Genomic DNA, 20,572 nt, shown 5'->3' with positions numbered 1-20,572 from the left:
TTCTGTTAATGTCTCTCCTGTCGCCTCCCTCCGACAGGAGATGTCCCCATGCCTGCCCCTGCCCCCGCCTCCAGCCCCCGCCTCGCCCTCGGCGTCCTCGCCACCGGCATGCTGATGACCGTCCTCGACGGCAGCATCGTCACCGTCGCCATGCCCGCCATCCAGGGCGACCTCGGCTTCACCCCCGTCGGCCTCAGCTGGGTCGTCAACGCCTACCTCATCGCTTTCGGCTCGCTCCTCCTCCTCGCCGGCCGGCTCGGCGACCTCATCGGCCGCAGGCGGATGTTCCTCGCGGGAACCGGGATCTTCACCGCCGCCTCCCTGCTCGCCGGCGTCGCCACCTCCCCCGCCGCCCTCATCGCCGCCCGCTTCCTCCAGGGCGTCGGCAGCGCGATGTCCTCCGCCGTCGGCCTCGGCATCCTCGTCACCCTCTTCATCGCACCCCGCGAACGCGCCCGCGCCATCGCCGTGTTCAGCTTCACCGGCGCCGCCGGAGCCTCCCTCGGCCAGGTCCTCGGCGGTGTCCTCACCGACGCCCTCGCCTGGAACTGGATCTTCTTCATCAACCTGCCCATCGGCGTCGCCACCCTCCTCGTCGCCCTCCGCGCCCTCCCCGCCGACCGCAGCCTCGGGCTGAAGGCCGGCGCCGACGTCACCGGCGCGCTGCTCGTGACCGCCGGACTCATGGCCGGGATCTACGCCGTCGTCAAGATCGAGGAGTACGGGGCCGGTTCGGCGCACACCCTCGGCTTCGGGGCCCTCGCGACCGCCCTCCTCGCCGGCTTCCTGCTCCGCCAGGCGAAGGCCGCGCACCCCCTCATGCCCCTGCGGATCCTCCGCTCCCGCGCCGTCGCCGGCGCGAACGCCGTCCAGATGCTGATGGTCGCCGCGCTCTTCTCCTTCCAGGTCCTCGTCGCCCTCTACCTGCAGAAGGTCCTCGGGTACGGAGCCGCCGAGACCGGCCTCGCGATGCTGCCCGCCGCGCTGATCATCGGCGCCGTCTCCCTCGGCGTCTCAGCGCCCCTCATCGCCCGCTTCGGCGAGCGGAACGTCCTGCTCACCGGCCTCGTCCTGCTCGTCGGCGTCCTGGGCCTGCTGACCCGCGTCCCCGTCCACGCCTCGTACGCCACCGACCTGCTCCCGGTGATGCTGCTCGCCGCCGGCTTCGGCCTCGCGCTGCCCTCCCTCACCGCGCTCGCCATGTCCGGCGCGGAGGAGGCCGACGCGGGCCTGGCCTCCGGGCTCTTCAACACCACCCAGCAGATCGGCATGGCCCTCGGCGTCGCCGTCCTGTCCACCCTGGCCGCCGCCCGCACCGAGTCCCTCACGGCCGCCGGAAAGCCCGACGCCGAGGCCCTGACCGGCGGTTACCACCTCGCCTTCGGCGTCGGCGCCGGGCTCCTCCTCCTCGCCCTGACCGTCGCCCTCACCGTCCTGCGCCCCACCGCCGCCCCCACCGAGCCCCGGCGGATGACGATGGCGGCATGAGAGCCGACCGTCACCGCTCCGTACGGAGACACTCCGGGAGCTCCCCCGCGTGCACGAGGGCGAGGCGCGACACGGCCCGGGTGAGCACCACGTACAGCCGGTTCACGCCGCGCGCCTCGGCCGCCACGATCGCGGCCGGTTCGACCACCACGACGTGGTCGAACTCCAGGCCCTTGACGACGGTCGCGGGCAGCACGGTCACCCGCTCGCCCCCGCCGCAGTCGCCGGCCGCCTCCGCCACCGCGTCCACGAGCCCGTCGGCCGTGATGACCCCCACCGAACCCTCCGCCGCGAGCGCGTCCCGCACCGCCTCGCGTACCCCGGCGGCCAGGTCCGCCGCCGGGTGGACCGTCACCTCGCCGTCCCGGCGCACCGAACGCCCGGCGGGCACGTCGGCACCCAGCTGCGGCAGGAGCCGGTTGGCGAGGTCGACGATCACCGCCGGCACCCGGTAGCCGAGGGTCAGCGGCACGACGGGGGCCCCGGCCTTGCCGAGGTGGGCCAGCTGCTCGGCCCAGTCGCGGGCCGCCCACGGGGTGGTGCCCTGGGCGAGGTCCCCGAGGACGGTGAGCGAGCCGAACTCGGTGCGGCGGGCGATGGCCCGGCACTGCATGGGCGAGAGGTCCTGGGCCTCGTCGACGACGACGTGCCCGTAGCTCTCGGGGCGCTCGATCAGGCCCGCGAGCTCGTCGAGGAGGACGAGGTCGGCGGCGGACCAGCGCGCCGAGCGGTACGAGCGGGGCGGCCGCGCCCAGCGGATCGCCGCGCGCTCGCCCTCGCTCAGCGCGGGGTCGTCGGGGTTCGTCAGGACCTCCGCCAGGACCTCCTCCGGGCTCGTCCTCGGCCAGCACGCGTCGAGGAACGCCGTCACCGCCCGCGCCCGCTCGATCTTCCGCGCCCAGGCCGCCCCCATCGGCCCCGAGCGGCGTTCGGCCCGGAGCTGGAGGGCCCGGACGACCCGGGCGCGGACCCGCTCGCGGCCGGTCGCGTAGGGCGGCGCCTCCTCCCGTACCGCCGAGACGATCGCGGCGAGTTCGGAGGCCGGGAGCCGCCAGTGGTACGTGCCGTCCGGGACGGCCAGGTCCTCCGCCGGGGCCGGGTCGACCCTGCCGTACAGCGCGCGGTGCAGCACCCCGGCCATCCGGGCGTCGTGCTTGACCCGGGCCGCCGCCTCGCCGTCCTCGGCCCGGACCGGGTGGCGGGCGATCTCCTCGTCGAGGGTGGCCTGCCGGATGCCGGTCTCGCCGAGCGAGGGCAGCACCTCGGAGATGTACGAGAGGAAGGCCCGGTGGGGGCCGAGGACGAGGAGTCCGGAGCGGCGGATCCGCTGCGGATGCGTGTAGAGGAGGTACGCGGCCCGGTGCAGGCCCACCGCGGTCTTGCCGGTGCCGGGGGCGCCCTGCACGCACAGGGAGGCGGCGGGCTCGGAGCGGACGAGGTCGTCCTGTTCGGGCTGGATGGTGGCGGCGATGTCCCGCATGGGGCCGACCCGGGGGCGCTCGATCTCCCCGGTGACGAGGGCGCTCACGGTCCCCGCCCCGCCGCCGTCCGCGAGGCGCTCGTCCTCCAGGGCGGTCAGGTCCTCGGTGGCGCCCGTGCTGTGCGGGGCCCAGCCGAAGCGGCGGCGCCGCAGGACGCCCTGCGGGTCGTGCGCGCCGGCCTGGTAGTAGGCGCGGGAGACGGGCGCGCGCCAGTCGACGACGAGCGGCGGGGCGGCCGGGTGCTCGGCGATCCGGCGGCGGCCGATGTGGTGGATCTGGCCGTCCTCGCGGTCGAGGCGGCCGAAGAACAGCGGCCCGGGCGGCTGTTCGCCCATCTCCTTGGCGCGGCTGCGCAGGTGGTAGCCGAGCGCCTCGGCGTCGGCGCCGGAGGCGGCGACGTCCTCGCCGATGACGACCTGGTCGGCGACGTCCTCGGTCATGCGGATCAGGGCGGCGCGGCAGGCGTCGTGGTGGGAGCGTTCGCGGGCGAGCTCAAGGTCCAGTGACGTCATTCCGACAAGCCTAGCGGAAAACGTTACTGGGTTACGTTTTTTACTTGGTCACACTGAGGGTCGGTGCGGACTGAGGGCAGTACGGCTGAGGGGCAGTACGGCTGAGGGGCAGTACGGCTGAGGGTCAGTACGGCTGAGGGTCAGTACGGAAGCCCCTGCCGCAGCGAACGGAACGCCGCCTCCGCCCCCGCCACCGCGTCCCGCTCCACCTCCTCGATCGCCTCGCCGGCCATCAGCCGGGCCACGTTCGCGTTCGCCAGGATCCGCAGCACCGCCACGATCTGCCCGGCCGCCAGCCGCGCCACCAGGGGATCACCGCCGAGCGCCCGCGCGAGGACCTCCTCCGACCGCTGCTGGTAGCCGTGGATCGCGGCGAGCAGGGCGGGGGTCCCGTACAGGAGCCGGTGGTACGCCAGGACCGCGGGCACGTCGCACAGCCCGGTCACCGGATCGCGCCGCTCAAGGCCGTCGAGGAGGTGCGCGTACAGCGCGTCGAGGGGCGCCGTGCCGTCGGCGCGCCCAGCCTCCACCACGCGCGCGGACTCGTCCTCGTGGTCGGCGAACCGGTGGAGGACCAGGTCCTCCTTGGCAGGGAAGTACCGGAAGAGCGTCGGCTTCGAGACCTCGGCGGCGGCGGCCACCTCCGCCACGGAGACCCCGTCGAAACCCTTCTCCAGGAAGAGCGCGATGGCGGCGTCCGACAGGGCTTGCCGGGTGCGCGCCTTCTTCCGCTCACGCAACCCGGCCGGGTACTCCGGCTTCACGGGACATCTCCTTCGAGAGACGTCCATCCTAGTGAGGGAAGGACTCAGAAGATGTCCGGCGAGAAGGGCCTCAGCGGCGTCCGGAACAGCAGCTCGGCGCGGGCCGCCGCACCGGGCGTCAGCTCCTCCACGCGCCCGAGCCGCGACAGCCGTACGGCCGACTCGTCACCGAACGCGAGTGTCCCCAGCTCGGCGACGTCGAAGGCGAGATCGGCGGACTCGGTGGTACGGACACAGGCCACGCCCGCCGGGGAGGCGTCGAGCCGGAAGCGTCCGTCCGCGAGCCCGTCGGCGTCCCGCACCTCGAGGACCAGGCTGTCCGCCACCGGATACGTCCGGCTCTCCAGGACCCGGACCACGTCCAGGACCCGGACCCACAGCATGTCCGCGTACGTCACCAGCCTGGCCGCGCGCGGGTCGGGCAGCAGCAGCGGCAGCGGGTCGTCGGGCGCCCGGTAGCCGGAGCGGACCGTCGCGATCCAGTCGATCGAGCACATGTAGTGCCACAGGGCGCGCTCGGCGGCCGGAGTGACCGCGACGAGGTCCCGCACACTCGCCGTGTTCAGCGGCTGCTTGGCGTCGTCCCACTTGTCGTCGGCCGTGTACGCCACGTACCCCTCGACCTCGCCGGAGGCCGACCGGTACATCGCGTAGTACGGCTCCCGCCACGGATCGCTCTGGTGGCCGAGCCCGGTGCCGCGCTCCCAGTCCCGCTTGTCACGGTGGGTCACCCCGGCGCGGACGCCGGCCAGGCGGCGGTGCAGCCCGGGCCCCGTCCCGCGGATCTCGTCGCCGTCCGTCAGATCGATCCGGCCGCCGTCCTCCGGGCGGCCCGAGCGGCGCGGGTCGAGACCGGCCCGCCGCACGTCCACGGCCCACTCGGAGGTCCAGCTCGCCACGCCGAAGCCGAACCGCCCGTAGATCGGGTACTCGGCGGCGATCAGCGTCGCGATCGCGTCGCCCCGCTCCTTCGCGGCGGCGAGATCGGCGGCCATCATCCGGCCGAGCAGCCCGCGCCTGCGGTGCGTCGGCGAGACCGTCACCTGGGTGATCGCGTCGGCGACGAGACTGCCACCGCCGACCGTGCTCACCTCCTGCCGGAAGGACCGGAAGGTGGCGACGATCCGGCCCCCGTCGAAAGCCCCGAGCGTCCGCGCCAGGTCCGCGTGGGCCAGCCGGTCGGCGAGCTCCTCGTCGGAGACGACCGGCGTCCGGAGGAAGCCGGTGCGCAGCGCCCGCTGCCAGTCGCGGAACTCGGACTCCGTCACCGCGCGTACGTCGACAGTCATCCTCCGACCCTACGCACGGCCGGCCCGCCGCCGCACCCGACTTTCCCGGCGCTCAGGCCCTCCCGGTGCGCAGGTCCTCCCGGCGCCCAGGCCTTCCCGGCTCGCGGCCTCTCCCGGCGCTCAGGCCAGCAGGTCGTCGACCTGTGCCTCGCCCTCCCGGTAGCGGCGGGCGATCTCCGCGCTGCAGTCGTCGGCGGTCCGCTGGAGGTGCTGCCGACGCCGCGAGATCTGCTGCTCGTACCCCGCGAGCCGCCCCATCGCCGCGTGCAGCTCGTCGTCCGTACGGGCCGTCAGGTCCGACAGCTCGACCTCCGACAGCATCTCGGTCGCGAGCCGCCGGTACTCCTCGCCGCGCGGCGTCGACAGCGTCACGTGCCGTGCCGAACTGCGGTGCCGCGAGGGCACGTCGGCGAGGATCTCGGAGAGCCGGTCGAGGACCGGGCCCTCCGGATCGGTCCGCCGCGCCAGCTCGGCCCGCAGGATGTCGATCCGCCCCTGGAGCATCCGGCGGACGTAGCTCAGGTCGGCCTCGTCGCTCTGCGCGTCCCGGCGCAGCGCGCGCAGCTCGGGCAGCCGCAGCGCGCCGAGGTCGGGCTGCGTCCCGGGCTGCAGACGGTCGGGCTGCAGACGGTCGGGCTGCGTCCGGTCCGCCGGCTCGGCGGTCCGCTGTACGGGTGGGCGCGTCACGGGTCCTCCGCCCGGTCCTCCGCCGCGGGTTCCGGAGCGGATCAGCGGTACGGGGCCGGACGGCGTCGGCCCGGTGCCAGGTGCACTCATGAGAATCGTCCCCTCGACCGGTGCGGAACCGCACCGCCTCACACGCATGGTGCCACTCCTGCACCTGCACGTGCAGGCGCTCTGCACCCGTTCGGCCCCTCGTCCTTCGGTCGGCGGCACGCTCGGTAGGTTGGTGCGCATGCGAGCAGTGGTGCAGAGGGTCGACGGCGCGAGCGTCGTCGTCGCAGGGGAGACCGTCGGTGAGATCACCGGCGAGGGGCTGTGCGTCCTGGTCGGGGTGACCCACGACGACACCCCGGAGAAGGCCGCCCAATTGGCCAGAAAGCTCTGGTCCGTCCGGGTACTGGAGGACGAGAAGTCGTGCTCCGACGTGAACGCGCCGCTGCTCGTCGTCTCCCAGTTCACCCTCTACGGAGACGCCCGCAAGGGCCGCCGCCCCACCTGGAACGCCGCGGCCCCCGGCCCGGTCGCCGAACCCCTCGTCGACGAGGTGGTGCGCTGCCTCCGCGACCTGGGCGCGCACGTGGAGACGGGCCGCTTCGGAGCGAAGATGAGCGTCTCCCTCACGAACAACGGCCCGTTCACGGTACTGATCGAGGTCTGAGGTCTACGGCTCGACGACGGTCTCCTGCGAGGCCGCCGTCGTCCCGGCGATCAGCGGCGCGTCCACCGGCACGTTCCGCTTCACCAGCGCCAGGGCGATCGGGCCCAGCTCGTGGTGGCGGACGGCGGTCGTCACGAAGCCGAGCTGCCGGCCCTCCTCCCCGTCGGCCGCCAGCCGGACCGGGGTGCCGTGACCGGGCAGCAGCACCTCGCTGCCGTCCAGGTGCAGGAAGACCAGACGACGCGGCGGCTTCCCCAGGTTCTGCACCCGGGCGACGGTCTCCTGCCCCCGGTAGCAGCCCTTCTGGAGGTGGACGGCGCTGCCGATGAGACCGACCTCGTGCGGGATGGTCCGGTGGTCGGTCTCGAAGCCGAGCCGCGGCCGGTGCCCCTCGACCCGCAGCGCCTCGTACGCGAGGATCCCGGCGGCCGGCCCGTGCGAGGCCGCGAAGGCCTCCAGGCCGTCGCGGGGCAGGAACAGATCGCGGCCGTGCGGGGTCTCCCGTACGACGACACCCGCGGGCACCTCGGCGATGGACCCGGCCGGAAGGTGGACGACCGCGAAGTCGTCGGTCCGGTCGGCGACCTCCACCCGGTAGAAGAACTTCATCGACTCCAGGTACGCGACGAGCTCCTCGCGCGTCCCCGGTTCGACGTGCGCCCACACCGTCTCGCCGTCGTCGACGAGGTACAGGGCGTGCTCGATGTGCCCGTTCGCGGAGAGGATCAGCGCCTCGGTGGCCTGCCCCGGCGGCAGGTCGGTCATGTGCTGGGTGACGAGCAGGTGCAGCCAGCTCAGCCGGTCGTCACCGGAGACGGCGACGACGCCGCGGTGCGAGAGGTCGACGAAGCCGTTGCCTTCGGAGAGGGCACGCTGCTCGCGGAAGAGGTCGCCGTAGTGCGCGGCGACGCCTTCGTCGCGGCCTTCGGCGGGGACGGCGCCGGGCAGGGACAACAGAGGGCTCTTCATACAGAAGAGCCTACGACTCGGCGACAGCGTCCTTGTTCGAGCAGTCCCGGCAGCGGCCGAAGATCGCGAAGTGCTTCATGTCCGTCTCGAACCCGAAGGTCTCACGGAGCTTCCCGGTGAACTCGGCGGCCACCTCGACGTCCGCCTCGATCACCTCGGAGCAGTCCCGGCACACCAGGTGCAGATGATGGTGCCGGTCGGCCAGGTGATAGGTCGGGGCCCCGTGCCCCAGATGCGCGTGACTGACGAGCCCGAGCTCCTCCAGGAGCTCCAGCGTCCGGTACACGGTGGAGATGTTCACCCCGGAGGCCGTCCTGCGGACCTCGCCCAGGATGTCGTCGGGGGTCGCGTGCTCCAGCTTGTCCACGGCCTCCAGGACAAGCTGGCGCTGCGGCGTCAGCCGATAGCCGCGCTGCCGCAGGTCGCTCTTCCAGTCGGTGCTCACCACGCCCTCCAGTGTAGGAGGGCGCGGCGTGCCACCCCCAGAGGTCTAGCGGAAGAAGGCGATGCCGTCGTCCGGCATGTCGGGCAGGTTGCGGGCCATCTCCGCGACCTCCTCCGGCGTCACGACCTTCTTCAGGTGCGCCGACATGTACGGGCGGAGCGGGACCTCGGGGGTCGCCTTCTCGCCGACCCACATCAGGTCGCTCTTCACATAGCCGTAGAGCCGCTTGCCACCGCTGTACGCACCCGAGGCCGCGGTCCGGGCGACGGCGTCCGTCGCCAGGTCGATCTGCGGCTTCTGGTCGGCGAGCTCGCCGTACCAGATCTCGACGATGCCCTGGTCACGGACCATGACGACCTCGACCTTGCGGTCCTTGTCGATCCGCCAGTAGCCGCTCTCGCTCTCCAGCGGACGGACCTTGTTGCCGTCGTTGTCCAGGACCCAGGAGTGCGAGTGGTACTCGATGAAGTCCCGGCCGTCGTGGCTGAACGTCACGGACTGGCCGAAGTTGCACTTCTCGGCGCCGGGGAAGTCGGAGACACCCGCGCCCTCCCACGTACCGAGCAGGAACGCGAGGGGGACGAGGTCCGGGTTGAGGTCGGACGGGATCTCGATCATGAGCAGCTCTGGCGTTCTCTAGAAGTGGTTACCGCTGGCCCTGGTACAGCTTCTTCACGGTCAGACCGGCGAAGGCGATCACGCCGACGGCGACCAGGACCAGGAGAGTTTCGAAGAAAACGATCACGGGGTGCTCCTCGACTGAGCGGTGAAGGCGGAACGGGCCGGACCCCAGCTTAGTGGGCGGGGGTCCGGCCCACCCTGTGAGGTGGGTCTAGCGGGCTGTGGTGTGGGTCTAGCGGGCTGTGACTAGCCGAGCAGCTGCGCCTGGAGCGCGACCGTCTGCTGGAACGGCACCGTGAGCACCCCGCCCTTCCGGGTCTGGGTGACCACGGCGAAGGTGTCACCCGCCTGGATGTAGGCCCAGCGGGTCTGCTCGGGGCCGTACGGCTCCTTCTCCTTGTACGAGTAGACCGAGAGGTCCGGCACGTCCACGTCCTTGGTGTCCATGTCGATCTCCGCCTCCTCGACCCCGAGCGGCAGCCGGCTCCCGCTGAACACCTCGCGCGTGACCTCGTCCTTGAGGGCCTCCGAGAACGCCACCGACGAGAACCGCAGCAGGTGGACGCGGGTCGTCGTGCCGTCCGGCGTGGTCCAGCCGCGGGCGGCGACGTGCCGGAGCGCCGAGTCGGTCAGGAACTCCTTCGCCGTGCCCCGGTCCTTCTCCGCGAGCAGCGCGAGGTACGAGTCGACACCGACCCAGCCGCCGTTCAGCTTCGGGTCGACCGTGGCGCCGGCCGGGGCGGGCAGCAGGAGTTTCCGCAGGTCGGCGTGGTGGATCTCGCCGTCGTTGCCGTCGGAGTACGGCCGCGGGGCTCCGTCGGGCAGCGCCGGAAGCGCGAGCTTCGGGTACTGCCAGCGGCCGTCGGACTCGGTCGCGAGCCCGGGCACGTCGGTGCGGTCCATGGCGGTGATCCCCATGGCCGTGCCGGCGCCGACGCCGCCGCAGACGAGGACGGCGGCGGTCCAGCGGGCGATGCCCCAGAGCAGCGGCTTCCGGGACCTCCCGGGCTTCCCGGGCTTCCCGGGCTTCTCGGCTTCGGGAACGGGGGGCGCGTCCACGGGCTGCGCCTGCGCGGGGATCGACACCTCGTTCTGCATCTGCTCGGTCATACGTACTCCCCCGGGGATGCGATGTGGTCGAGCTGCTGGGTCAGCAGCTCGACCACGGCCGCCTTGTCGAACGGCTTGGCGCCCGCCGCCGTCATGGTGACGTAGACCTCGGAGTCGTAGGCGAGGCAGATCATCTCCTCCAGCGCCGCGGCCCGCTCCTTCTTGTCGAGGGAGTCGTCCACGGGCGCCATGTAGCAGACGGCGTTCTTGTGGTCCTTCACCTTGGGTCCCTTCGGGAACTTCAGGGCGTCCATGACCTCCTTGCGGAGCCGGTAGGTGTTCTTGATCTGCCTCTTGTCCTTCATGCTCGCGAGCTGGAAGGTGACGACGACGTCGCTGTCGAGGTCGGCGAAGGAGCGGACCCCGACCCCCTGGATGCCGAGCTTGTCGACGTCCTTCTCGAACGCGCGGCGCTTCTTCCCGGAGAGTCCCTCGCCCGCCTGCTTCATCAGCGCGGTGGCCTCGGCGGCGCCGAGCTCGCCGTCGTTCCCGTACAGCTCCTCGTCGGGGCCGAACTCGTACCCCTCGGGCAACGGCAGCAGCAGCTTGCTCAGCGGCGTGCCTGCCTTGCCGCGGGCCAGGGCGGCGGCCGGGTCGTCGCTCTCGACGGTCTGCTCGGCCTTGCCCCACACCTCCGTCGGCGCGGTGCGGTCGGCGGAGGAGACGGTGACGGCGGTGTAGGTGACGCCGCCGCCGATCAGGCCGAGGACGAGCACGGAGGGCAGGACGACGCCGAGCAGGACCCGCCGCACACCCCGCTTCCTCGGTTCCTGGTCCACCAGGGGCTCGGCCACGGGCTCGGTCACGTCGTTACGGTCCTCACTCACAGGCGCCCCAGCTGTCGCTCGGCCAGCGAACGGATCTCCTGCTCGGAGATCTTCTTGGTGTCGCCGACGAAGATCTCGACGGCGATGTCACCGCGGTGGAAGTAGGCCCTGGCCTCGTAGAAGTCCAGGTAGCCGGCCTTCCGCTCCACGGGGAAGAGGTAGTAGCGGCCGTCGGGCGAGCCCTTGAGCTCCTTGCCCTCGTTGCCCGCGAAGTCCTCGTCCGGCATGTAGCGCTGCTGGTCGCCGACGTACTCCTGCGCGCCGAGGGTGTCGTTCGCGCGGTACTGGACCAGCCGGATCTCGGTCGTCCTGTACGTGCCGACCTGCCAGGCCGTGGCCGCGATCCGGCGGACGCCCAGGTCCAGCTGGTAGTCGAGGGCGCTGCCGGGCTCCTTGAAGTGCGAGGCGAACGCGTACACCGGCATCCAGCCGTCGCGGGGGGCGAAGTCGGCCTTCTTCGCTCCGGCGGGCTTCGGCAGGAGCAGCTTCCGCAGGTCGCCCTGGGCCTTGGCCTGGTGGTCCTCGGACGCCGCGAGCGGCTTCGGCGCCTGCCCCTTGGGGAGCGGCTTCGCCGGGTACGCGAGGCCGGGCTGGTTCAGCGGCGGGAGCGCGGTGGGTTCGCGGTCGGCCTGGATGCCGTAGCCGACGGCGGTGCCGCCGACGAGGCCGATGACGGCGGCGACGGCGATCAGCCCGACGGTACGGAGGACGCGGCGGCGCGGCTTCTGTACCGGAGGAGCGGTTTCCGTGACCGTCTCCGGGTCGGGTGGTGACGCTGTATCCGTATTTTGGATACTTTCTTCGATACTCAAGAGTCCCCCCACGAGACCTGAAGCGCGGATTCCGTCATCCGCGCACAGAGCTGACACGCGAGGGGCGCATGGGGTTGCAGTGCCGCGCATTACAGTTCGGCATATGGCGAAGAAGCTCGTGATCAAGGTGACCGCAGGGGCCGACGCCCCCGAACGCTGCTCCCAGGCCTTCACGGTGGCCGCCGTCGCCGTCGCCAGCGGCGTCGAGGTCTCGCTCTGGCTGACCGGCGAGTCCTCCTGGTTCGCCCTCCCGGGCCGCGCGGCGGAGTTCGAACTCCCGCACGCCGCGCCGCTGCCGGACCTGATCGACTCGATCCTGGCGGCCGGCCGGATCACCCTCTGCACGCAGTGCGCGGCCCGCCGCGAGATCACGGAGAAGGACGTCCTGCCCGGCGTCCGCATCGCCGGCGCCCAGGTCTTCGTCCAGGAAGCCACGTCCGACGAGACCCAGGCCCTCGTCTACTGATCTTCGACGCGCCTCTCGCACCGCTCGGCCCCAAGGGGCCTCCCGGGCTTCGAGCCGCTGCGCCGGACTCCGTCCGCCGACTCCGGGTGCGCCCGCACCCTCAGGGCTCGCGGCGCTTCTTGCCGTCCAGCTCGTCCCACCACTCGTCCGACTTCGGGTCGCCCGAAGGATCGTCCCACCAGCGGTCCTCCGGGCCCCGGCGGTTGGCGACCATCGCGGCGACCGGGGGGATGACCATGGCGACGACGCACATGCCGATGGCGACCGGCATCGAGAACAGGCGCACGACGGCCCAGGCGCCCACGAAAAGCACCAGGCAGACGCCCATCATCCAGAAGTAGACGTGCCGACGTCGCGCGTACACACCTTCAGCGTACGACCGCGCCCCTTACGCGGACAGACCGAAGGGCCGTGCCTCAAGTCCTGGAATGGCGTCCAACCCCCCAGGAGGCACGGCCCTTCGGCCGTTCGGGTGCGGTGGTTCACCGCGTTCGCGGGTCAGACCGCGATGGCGACGTCCGTCAGGCTGCCGGTCTCGGTGACGACGACCTTGCGGTCGGCCTGGGCGCCGGGGACCAGGGCGCGGAGGGTCCACTCGCCGGTCGCCGCGTAGAAGCGGAACTGGCCGGTGGCCGAGGTCGGGACCTCGGCGGTGAACTCGCCGGAGCCGTCGAGGAGGCGCACGTAACCGGTGACGGGCTCGCCGTCCTTGGTCACCTGGCCCTGGATGGCCGTCTCACCGGGCTTGAGCGTGCTGACGTCGGGGCCGCCGACCTGAGCTCCACACATGTTCTCTGTCCTGTCCTGAAGAAGAAGTGGGGGTTACTTGTTGGCGCCGAGCTCGATCGGCACGCCGACGAGGGAGCCGTACTCGGTCCAGGAGCCGTCGTAGTTCTTGACGTTCGGGACCTCGAGCAGCTCGTGCAGGACGAACCAGGTCAGCGCGGAGCGCTCGCCGATGCGGCAGTACGCGATGGTGTCCTTCGCCAGGTCGACCTGCTCGTCCTCGTAGAGGGCCTTGAGCTCGTCGTCCGACTTGAAGGTGCCGTCGTCGTTGGCGTTCTTCGACCACGGGATGTTGCGGGCGCTCGGCACGTGGCCGGGGCGCTGCGACTGCTCCTGCGGGAGGTGCGCCGGGGCGAGCAGCTTGCCGGAGAACTCGTCGGGCGAGCGGACGTCGACCAGGTTCTGGGCGCCGATCGCGGCCACGACGTCGTCGCGGAAGGCGCGGATCGAGGCGTCCTGGGCCTTGGCCTTGTACTCGGTGGCCGGGCGGGCCGGCACCTCGGCGACGAGGTCGCGGGAGTCGAGCTCCCACTTCTTGCGGCCGCCGTCGAGGAGCTTGACGTCCTGGTGGCCGTAGAGCTTGAAGTACCAGTAGGCGTAGGAGGCGAACCAGTTGTTGTTGCCGCCGTAGAGGACGACCGTGGTGTCGTTGCCGATGCCCTTGGCCGAGAGGAGCTTCTCGAAGCCCTCCTGGTCGATGAAGTCACGGCGGACCGGGTCCTGCAGGTCCTTGGTCCAGTCGATACGGATGGCGTTGCGGATGTGGTTCTTCTCGTACGCCGAGGTGTCCTCGTCGACCTCGACGATGGCGACCTGCGGGTTGTCGAGGTTGGCCTCGACCCAGTCCGCGTCGACCAGGACGTCGCTGCGAGCCATGCTGTTCTCCTCCGGGGCAGTGTGCGGGGGCGTGCTGCGGTGGTGCGGGTGTGTGGTGCGGTACGCGTCGTCGCGTGCGTACGGACAGCAGACGTGCGTACGGCTCTGCACAGGGCGGCCCGACGTCGGTGAACGGGCCTGAGGGATACGGGAGTCGGCGTCCCGCTCAGACTGAGCGACAGAGCATGGCGGCGACGCGGCACAGGTCTACTGCCCGCCGCTTCGTGAGATCCGCCTGTCGCTTCATGCCCTCGATCGTAGGGACGGACAGGCGGCCGTGTCACCGGTGTGTCGTATTTTGAGACGCGATCGTCCGAGATGCGAGACGTGATCACGGTACGCGTCGGCTCCGGACGCCTCCGCGCCCCGGTGTCCGCTTCGCCATCTGCGGATCGGACGGCCGTGTCTCAGCATGTGAAAAACGGCCCCCGCGGGCGGCGCTCAGCCCGCCAGGACGACGTCCTTGCCGGTCACGGTGACCGCCAGGCCGTCCGGGCGCGGCTCGACCTTCTCGACCTTCATGCCGGCGATCAGGCCGATCGGGCGCTCGAAGTCGGTGCGCGCCCGGACCAGCTCCTCCAGGCCCGGGATGCCGCCGCCCGGCACCTCGTCGGCGCGGACCTTGATGGTGTCGCCGTTCACGACGGTGACCGTGGAGAGGACCGAGCGGGTCAGGCTGCGGCCCATGATCCGCACACTGCCGGTGACCTTGACCTTGCCGTTCCCGCCGTAGGCGACGGTGGCCTCGCGGTCGGACGCCGCGGTGAGGTCCGCGTACGAGATGAGGGCCGTGCCGCTCGCGGAGCCCGCCTTCGCGCCCGCCCAGTCGCCGGTCACGGCCACGTCCCGCAGGGACACGGTCAGCTCGCCGACCCGGATGTCCTTGTCGCCGGCCGTCGCCGTGACGCCGGTCGCCTTCACGTCGACCTCGTCGAACCGCTTGTCCGCGACCTGGGTGAGGAACGGGAAGCCCTTGATGTCGACCTCGATGGAGTCGCTCTTCGTGGCCGAGAGCTTCACCCGGCTCGACGCCTCCGACTCGGCGTACGACACGGCGAGACGGTCGATCCCGACGAGGATCCCGCCCAGCACGACGGCCACGATCAACAGAATCCGCAGTGCTCGCATGGGCTGAGCGTCCCCCGTTTTCGTTCGTTCAAAAGTTCCGGCCCCCCGACACGAAGATCGACGTGTCGGGGGGCCGGTTGGTTCCCCGGGTGTGGAGAACCGCAGGTCAGGCCAGGGCGCGGCCCAGCAGATAGACGGCGGGCGCGGCGGCGGTGAGCGGCAGCGCGATGCCCGCGGTCATGTGGACGAAGCGCGAGGGGTAGTCGTAGGCGGCCACCCGCAGGCCGACGAGGGCGCAGACTCCGGCGCCCAGGCCGAGGAGCGCCCCGGAGGTGCCGAGGTCGGTGAGACCCCCGGCCGCGATGCCGGCGCCCGCGGCGGCGAGCAGGGCGACGATCAGGGAGACCGGTCCGGGCAGCGGCAGCGCCCGGGCGAGGACGGCGGCGGCGACGGCGATCCCGCCGACGGTCACGGCGTCCGGGTCGGCGCCGAGGTGTCCGGTGGCGACGACGGTCAGGGCGGCGGAGGCGATGGTGGCCATCAGGCCGTACATGCGCTCGTCGGGGTCGGCGTGGCTGCGCAGCTGGAGGACGAGGCAGAGCAGCACCCAGACGCCGAGCGTGCCGAGGATCGCGGCGGCGGCGTGCTCGCGGCCGGTGGCGAGGAGGGCGGCGTCGGCGACGAGGCCGCCGAGGAAGGCGAGGGCGATGCCCTGCCGGGCGGGCCACATGCCGTTGAGCCGGAACCAGCCGGCGGCGGTGAGGCCCTGGAGCAGGACGAGCGGGACGAGGAGCCCGTACGAGCCGAGGGAGGCGCCGCCGGCGAGCAGCAGGCCGAGGACGGCGGTGAGGGCGGCGGGCTGCATGCCGGGATCGATGATCGGCGAGCGGCCTTCGGCACGGGCCCGCTGGGCGTCGGTGATGCGGGCGTTCCCCGAGGTGGTGGGCGAGGAGTAGGCGGGCCCGGGCTCGGCCACGGGGACCGGTGCGGAGACCGGCGCGGGCTCGGCGACGGGCTCCGTGTAGTACGCGGCGGGGGCCCCGTACGACGGGGACTGCTGCTCGTACGGCTGCTGCTGGTACGCCTCCTGGGCCACGGGCGGCTGCGCGGCCCGGGCCGCCTGGGCGGCCTGGATCTGCTCGTACGAGACGGCCGGCTGGTACGAGGTGTCCCAGGTCTGTCCCTCCCACGTCTGCGTGACGTCGGCGGGGTTCTGCGGCCCGTTCGCGTGGGGGTCGGCGTACGGGTCGTACTGCTGCCCGCCGTAGTACTGGTCGTTGCTCATGCTGTGGGGTTCACCCTCCTGCGAACGGGGGGAGCACCTCGACCGTGCCGCCCTCGGCAAGCCGTACGGTCTCATGGCTCCGGGTTCCGACGGGGTCGCCGTCGACCAGGAACGAGCACCGCCTGAGCACCTGGACGAGCTCGCCCGGGTGCTTCGCGCGGACGGCGTCGAGGGCCTCGGCCAGGGTCTCGGCGGTGTACGGCTCCTCGGCGACACCTGCGGCGGCCTTGGCCGCGGCCCAGTAGCGGATGGTTCCCGCTGCCATAGCGGCGCTCCTCTCGTTCGTGTGCGCGCCGCCCCCATCATGAGCTATGCGCGCGTGAGCCAGTCCCCGAGCCGGGCGAGCAGCTTCTCGTCGGCGGCGTTCTCGGCGTGGCCCATGCCCCGCTCCAGCCAGAGCTCGGCCGGGCCGGCGGCGGCCAGCATGCGCGGGTGGTCGAGCGGGAAGTACGCGTCCCGGTCGCCGTGGACGATCAGCAGGGGGGTCGGCGCGATCAGCGGGACCGCCTCGACGGGCGACAGGGGCACGGGGTCCCAGGCCCTGCTGTCGATCCGGGTGCCGAATCCGTACCGCCCGACGAGGCGGCCCGCGGGCCGGGTGACCACCCAGTGGACGCGGCGCATCGGGGCCGTGCCCCGGTAGTACCAGCGGGCGGGCGCGGACACGGCGGCGACGGCGTCGGCGCGGCCTTCGGCGCCCCGCTCCAGGGCCGCCTGGCGCAGGACCACGGAGCCGCCCATGGAGAAGCCGAGCGTCGCCACGCGCGCGTGGCCGAGCTCGCGGGCCCAGCGGACGGCGGCGGACAGGTCGAGGACCTCCCGGTCGCCGACGGTGGAGCGGCCACCCGAGCGGCCGTGCCCGCGGAAGGAGAAGGTGACGACGGCCGCGCCGCGCTCCGCGAGGGCGCGGGCGGCGCGCCGGACGGCGGGCCGGTCGGCCGACCCGGTGAAGCCGTGGGCGAGGACGACGGCCGTATCGGTGACACTTGCCCGTGAGGGTTCGTAAACCGCCTCGATCCGGACACCGTCATCGGTACGCAGCATGGACCGGACGGGACCGGAAGTGAGCGAGGAAACATCCAGGATGTGAAATCGACCCTCTGCCTCGGAACTCATGTGGGCTATTCTGCTTGCCAGAGGATCCGGGCAACGCAGCCCCCGGGTCCTTTTGTGTTTTCCGACCGTTGTTACGGACGGATGAACAAAAGCTCTCAGGGCGCGAGAGCAACACGTGAGCACACATAGACGTCCTCGCAGGGACCGAGGAGGAACCGACGTCATGGAAGAGCGAACGACGACGCACTACGGATCGACCGGCGGACCGACGACCGAAGAAGGTGTGGCGCGATGAGTTCTCTGCTGCTCCTGACGAACGCCCTCCAGCCGTCGACCGAGGTGCTTCCCGCACTCGGCCTGCTGCTGCACAACGTCCGGGTCGCCCCGGCCGAGGGCCCCGCCCTCGTGGACACCCCCGGCGCGGACGTGATCCTCGTCGACGGGCGGCGCGACCTCCCGCAGGTCCGTTCGCTCTGCCAGCTGCTGCGGTCCACGGGGCCCGGCTGTCCGCTGATCCTCGTCGTCACGGAGGGCGGCCTGGCTGCCGTCACCGCCGACTGGGGCATCGACGACGTCCTCCTCGACACCGCGGGGCCGGCCGAGGTCGAGGCGCGGCTGCGGCTGGCGATGGGCCGGCAGCAGATCGTCTCGGACGACTCCCCGATGGAGATCCGCAACGGCGACCTGTCGGTCGACGAGGCGACGTACAGCGCGAAGCTGAAGGGCCGGGTCCTGGACCTGACCTTCAAGGAGTTCGAGCTGCTCAAGTACCTGGCCCAGCATCCGGGCCGGGTCTTCACGCGCGCGCAGCTCCTCCAGGAGGTGTGGGGGTACGACTACTTCGGCGGCACCCGTACGGTCGACGTCCACGTACGGCGGCTGAGGGCCAAGCTCGGCCCCGAGCACGAGTCGCTCATCGGCACCGTCCGCAACGTCGGCTACCGCTTCGTCACGCCCGAGAAGGTGGAGCGGGCGGCGGAGGAGGCCCGCAAGGAGGAGGCCCGCAAGGAGGAGGCCCGCGCGAGCGCCCGGGTCAAGGGCGGCACGGAGGACGTCACCCTGTCGGAGGACAGGAACGTGGCGGATGCCACAGTGCGACCTGCCGGTAGGTAGGTCCCCCCGCGTAGACTGCCGCGCGTGGCCAAGGTGACGCGGGATGACGTAGCGCGACTTGCAGGTACTTCTACCGCGGTCGTGAGCTACGTCATCAACAACGGACCCAGGCCGGTCGCCCCGGCCACGCGCGAGCGTGTCCTCGCCGCCATCAAGGAGCTGGGCTACCGGCCCGACCGGGTGGCCCAGGCGATGGCCTCGCGGCGCACCGACCTCATAGGCATGATCGTCCCGGACGCGCGGCAGCCGTTCTTCGCCGAGATGGCGCACGCGGTCGAGCAGGCCGCCGCCGAGCGCGGGAAGATGGTCCTCGTCGGGAACTCCGACTACCGGACCGAGCGCGAGGTCCACTACCTGCGGGCCTTCCTCGGGATGCGGGTCTCCGGGCTGATCCTGGTCAGCCAGGGCATGAGCGAGCAGGCCGCGAGCGAGATCGAGGCCTGGGACGCGCGCGTGGTGCTGCTGCACGAGCGGCCCGAGGCGATCGACGACGTGGCCGTCGTGACCGACGACATCGGCGGCGCCCAGCTCGCCACCCGCCACCTCCTGGAGCACGGGCACCCGTATGTGGCGTGCCTCGGCGGCGTCCCGAACACCCCGGCCGTCGGCGACCCGGTCGCCGACCACGAGGAGGGCTGGCGGCGGGCCATGCTGGAGGCGGGCCTCTCGATCGAGGGCAGGCTCTTCCAGGCGCCGTACAACCGCTACGACGCCTACCAGGTCGCGCTGAAGCTGCTGTCCGGCCCCGACCGGCCGCCGGCCATCTTCTGCTCCACCGACGACCAGGCCTTCGGTGTCCTGCGCGCCGCGCGCGAGCTGCGCATCGAGGTGCCGACGGAGCTGGCGGTGGCGGGCTTCGACGACGTGAAGGAGGCGGCGCTCACCGATCCGCCGCTGACGACGGTCTCCTCGGACCGTCCCGCGATGGCCCGGGCCGCCGTGGACCTGGTCCTCGACGACTCGGTCCGGGTGTCGGGCTCGCGCCGCGAGCGGGTGAAGCTCTTCCCGTCGGCGCTGGTCGTCCGCCGCTCCTGCGGCTGTCACGAGTAGCCCTTCCGGGTCTTTATACGGGACATACGGGGTTCTGTCGGGCTTCTCAGCCGCTCCTCAGACGGTTCTCATGTACGGCTCCGAGAGTCATTGCCATGACGGACTTCCAGGAGCAGCAGCCTCAGCAGCCGTACTACCCGCCGAGGCCGCCGTACGAGCCGACGCGGGCACCGTACGAGCAGACGCAGGCGCCGTACGAGCAGACGCGGCCGATCACCACCGAGCCGGGCACGACCATCTGGCCCTCGGGCGGCCAGGTGCCGCCGCCGGCGGACCCGCCGCTCGTCGCCACCGTCCCCGCCCCCGCGCCCTCGCCCCGCCGCCGCGCCAGGCGCGGGGTCGGGCTCATGGCGGCCGTCGCCATCGCGGCCGCGGCGGTCGGCGGCGGCACGGCGACGCTGGTGCAGCAGCTCACCTCCGACAAGGTCGCGACCGCCTCCGCCCCCGTCGTGAGCGGCACCAACGTCTCCACCGGCAGCAAGGGCACGGTCGCCGGGGTCGCCGAGGCCGTCTCCCCCTCCATCGTGGAGATCTCCGCGACCTCGAACTCCGGCAAGTCCACCGGTTCGGGCGTGATCATCACCTCCGACGGCGAGATCGTCACCAACAACCACGTGATCTCCGGCGCCTCCTCGGTCACCGTGCAGCTCAGCAACGGCAAGACGTACGAGGCGGAGGTCGTCGGCACGGACCCCGACAAGGACCTCGCCCTGATCAAGCTCAAGGGCGCCTCCGGGCTCAAGGCCGCGAGCCTCGGCGACTCCTCGAAGGTCAGGGTCGGCGACGAGGTCGTCGCGATCGGCTCCCCCGAGGGCCTGACCGGCACCGTCACCAGCGGCATCGTCTCCGCCCTCGACCGGGACGTGACCGTCGCCAAGGACGAGGGTCGGGACCAGCAGCAGGACCAGCAGCAGTGGGACCCGCGGCAGGGCTGGCCGTTCGAGTTCGGCGGGCAGCAGTTCAACGGCGACACCGGCTCGTCGAAGACCACGTACAAGGCGATCCAGACCGACGCCTCGCTCAATCCCGGGAATTCCGGCGGCGCGTTGATCAATATGAACGGCGAGATCATCGGAATCAATTCGGCCATGTATTCGCCCAGTTCTTCGAGCGGCTCCACCGCCGGAAGCGTCGGCCTCGGATTCGCGATCCCGATCGACACCGTGAAGGCCGACCTGGACAGCCTCCGCGCGGGCGGCGACAACTGAACGG

Annotated in this window: 24 protein-coding genes; 6 read left to right on the top strand and 18 right to left on the bottom strand. The window is 71.9% G+C overall.

Going from position 1 to position 20,572, the window contains the following annotated elements; all coding sequences use genetic code 11:
- Window positions 1-48: 48 nt before the first annotated feature.
- Window positions 49-1,488, top strand: a complete 1,440-nt coding sequence (locus AB5J54_RS21725) for an MFS transporter (RefSeq protein ID WP_369145565.1) — start codon at window positions 49-51, stop codon at window positions 1,486-1,488.
- 10 nt (window positions 1,489-1,498) lie between these two features.
- Here AB5J54_RS21725 and AB5J54_RS21720 read toward each other — a convergent pair whose 3' ends face one another.
- From AB5J54_RS21720 to AB5J54_RS21705, 4 genes are all read right to left on the bottom strand, one after another.
- On the bottom strand, window positions 1,499-3,481 hold the full coding sequence (locus AB5J54_RS21720; protein WP_369145564.1) for an AAA family ATPase: 1,983 nt from the start codon (window positions 3,479-3,481) through the stop codon (window positions 1,499-1,501).
- Window positions 3,482-3,621: 140 nt separating this feature from the next.
- The gene (locus AB5J54_RS21715; protein ID WP_369145563.1) at window positions 3,622-4,245 is read right to left on the bottom strand and encodes a TetR/AcrR family transcriptional regulator; all 624 of its coding nucleotides are present in this window, start codon (window positions 4,243-4,245) and stop codon (window positions 3,622-3,624) included.
- Window positions 4,246-4,289: 44 nt separating this feature from the next.
- On the bottom strand, window positions 4,290-5,534 hold the full coding sequence (locus AB5J54_RS21710; protein WP_369145562.1) for a GNAT family N-acetyltransferase: 1,245 nt from the start codon (window positions 5,532-5,534) through the stop codon (window positions 4,290-4,292).
- 120 nt (window positions 5,535-5,654) lie between these two features.
- Window positions 5,655-6,311: an ABC transporter substrate-binding protein gene (locus tag AB5J54_RS21705; protein WP_369145561.1), complete on the bottom strand. Its 657-nt coding sequence runs from the start codon at window positions 6,309-6,311 to the stop codon at window positions 5,655-5,657.
- Between the two features lie 139 nt (window positions 6,312-6,450).
- Here AB5J54_RS21705 and dtd point away from each other — a divergent pair, with 139 nt between their 5' ends.
- Window positions 6,451-6,876: a D-aminoacyl-tRNA deacylase gene (gene dtd / locus AB5J54_RS21700; RefSeq protein WP_369145560.1), complete on the top strand. Its 426-nt coding sequence runs from the start codon at window positions 6,451-6,453 to the stop codon at window positions 6,874-6,876.
- Window positions 6,877-6,879: 3 nt separating this feature from the next.
- Here dtd and AB5J54_RS21695 read toward each other — a convergent pair whose 3' ends face one another.
- The 6 genes from AB5J54_RS21695 to AB5J54_RS21670 form a co-directional block, all read right to left on the bottom strand.
- Window positions 6,880-7,845: a folate-binding protein YgfZ gene (locus tag AB5J54_RS21695; protein WP_369145559.1), complete on the bottom strand. Its 966-nt coding sequence runs from the start codon at window positions 7,843-7,845 to the stop codon at window positions 6,880-6,882.
- Between the two features lie 10 nt (window positions 7,846-7,855).
- On the bottom strand, window positions 7,856-8,293 hold the full coding sequence (locus tag AB5J54_RS21690; protein ID WP_369145558.1) for a Fur family transcriptional regulator: 438 nt from the start codon (window positions 8,291-8,293) through the stop codon (window positions 7,856-7,858).
- A 42-nt stretch (window positions 8,294-8,335) separates the two neighbouring features.
- On the bottom strand, window positions 8,336-8,908 hold the full coding sequence (locus AB5J54_RS21685) for an FABP family protein (RefSeq protein ID WP_369145557.1): 573 nt from the start codon (window positions 8,906-8,908) through the stop codon (window positions 8,336-8,338).
- A 249-nt stretch (window positions 8,909-9,157) separates the two neighbouring features.
- The gene (locus AB5J54_RS21680) at window positions 9,158-10,021 is read right to left on the bottom strand and encodes a hypothetical protein (protein WP_369145556.1); all 864 of its coding nucleotides are present in this window, start codon (window positions 10,019-10,021) and stop codon (window positions 9,158-9,160) included.
- Window positions 10,018-10,827, bottom strand: a complete 810-nt coding sequence (locus AB5J54_RS21675; RefSeq protein ID WP_369145555.1) for a hypothetical protein — start codon at window positions 10,825-10,827, stop codon at window positions 10,018-10,020. The genes AB5J54_RS21680 and AB5J54_RS21675 overlap by 4 nt, the downstream gene beginning before the upstream one ends.
- A 17-nt stretch (window positions 10,828-10,844) precedes the next feature.
- Window positions 10,845-11,660 (bottom strand): hypothetical protein, encoded by an 816-nt coding sequence (locus tag AB5J54_RS21670; protein ID WP_369145554.1) that lies wholly within the window; start codon window positions 11,658-11,660, stop codon window positions 10,845-10,847.
- A gap of 103 nt (window positions 11,661-11,763) precedes the next feature.
- On the opposite strand from AB5J54_RS21670, the gene AB5J54_RS21665 reads away from it, so the two are divergent.
- Window positions 11,764-12,126, top strand: coding sequence for a DsrE family protein (locus AB5J54_RS21665; RefSeq protein WP_369145553.1), 363 nt, complete (start codon window positions 11,764-11,766; stop codon window positions 12,124-12,126).
- Between the two features lie 100 nt (window positions 12,127-12,226).
- On the opposite strand, the gene AB5J54_RS21660 is transcribed toward AB5J54_RS21665, so the two are convergent.
- From AB5J54_RS21660 to AB5J54_RS21625, 8 genes are all read right to left on the bottom strand, one after another.
- Window positions 12,227-12,490: a DUF3099 domain-containing protein gene (locus AB5J54_RS21660; RefSeq protein WP_369145552.1), complete on the bottom strand. Its 264-nt coding sequence runs from the start codon at window positions 12,488-12,490 to the stop codon at window positions 12,227-12,229.
- Between the two features lie 134 nt (window positions 12,491-12,624).
- Complete coding sequence (locus AB5J54_RS21655; RefSeq protein WP_086826831.1) at window positions 12,625-12,915, bottom strand: DUF1416 domain-containing protein; 291 nt, start codon at window positions 12,913-12,915, stop codon at window positions 12,625-12,627.
- A 33-nt stretch (window positions 12,916-12,948) separates the two neighbouring features.
- Entirely contained in the window at window positions 12,949-13,788 is an 840-nt protein-coding gene (locus tag AB5J54_RS21650; RefSeq protein WP_369145551.1) for a sulfurtransferase, read from the bottom strand.
- Between the two features lie 166 nt (window positions 13,789-13,954).
- Window positions 13,955-14,035: a putative leader peptide gene (locus AB5J54_RS21645; protein WP_350497993.1), complete on the bottom strand. Its 81-nt coding sequence runs from the start codon at window positions 14,033-14,035 to the stop codon at window positions 13,955-13,957.
- A 194-nt stretch (window positions 14,036-14,229) separates the two neighbouring features.
- On the bottom strand, window positions 14,230-14,916 hold the full coding sequence (locus tag AB5J54_RS21640) for a DUF2993 domain-containing protein (RefSeq protein ID WP_369145550.1): 687 nt from the start codon (window positions 14,914-14,916) through the stop codon (window positions 14,230-14,232).
- A 106-nt stretch (window positions 14,917-15,022) separates the two neighbouring features.
- Window positions 15,023-16,141, bottom strand: coding sequence for a hypothetical protein (locus tag AB5J54_RS21635; protein ID WP_369145549.1), 1,119 nt, complete (start codon window positions 16,139-16,141; stop codon window positions 15,023-15,025).
- A gap of 10 nt (window positions 16,142-16,151) precedes the next feature.
- Window positions 16,152-16,406 carry a MoaD/ThiS family protein gene (locus AB5J54_RS21630; protein WP_369145548.1) on the bottom strand — a complete coding sequence of 85 codons (255 nt, stop codon included), beginning with the start codon at window positions 16,404-16,406 and terminating at the stop codon, window positions 16,152-16,154.
- A gap of 44 nt (window positions 16,407-16,450) precedes the next feature.
- Entirely contained in the window at window positions 16,451-17,257 is an 807-nt protein-coding gene (locus AB5J54_RS21625) for an alpha/beta hydrolase (protein ID WP_369145547.1), read from the bottom strand.
- A gap of 231 nt (window positions 17,258-17,488) precedes the next feature.
- On the opposite strand from AB5J54_RS21625, the gene AB5J54_RS21620 reads away from it, so the two are divergent.
- From AB5J54_RS21620 to AB5J54_RS21610, 3 genes are all read left to right on the top strand, one after another.
- Window positions 17,489-18,310, top strand: coding sequence for a response regulator transcription factor (locus AB5J54_RS21620; RefSeq protein ID WP_369145546.1), 822 nt, complete (start codon window positions 17,489-17,491; stop codon window positions 18,308-18,310).
- A gap of 24 nt (window positions 18,311-18,334) precedes the next feature.
- Entirely contained in the window at window positions 18,335-19,360 is a 1,026-nt protein-coding gene (locus AB5J54_RS21615; protein ID WP_369145545.1) for a LacI family DNA-binding transcriptional regulator, read from the top strand.
- Between the two features lie 95 nt (window positions 19,361-19,455).
- Window positions 19,456-20,568 carry a S1C family serine protease gene (locus tag AB5J54_RS21610; protein ID WP_369145544.1) on the top strand — a complete coding sequence of 371 codons (1,113 nt, stop codon included), beginning with the start codon at window positions 19,456-19,458 and terminating at the stop codon, window positions 20,566-20,568.
- Window positions 20,569-20,572: the final 4 nt, after the last annotated feature.

Origin of the sequence: Streptomyces sp. R44 (assembly GCF_041053105.1) — a bacterium.
Taxonomy (GTDB): Bacteria; Actinomycetota; Actinomycetes; order Streptomycetales; family Streptomycetaceae; genus Streptomyces.
This window is presented reverse-complemented; position numbering and strand designations above follow the sequence as displayed.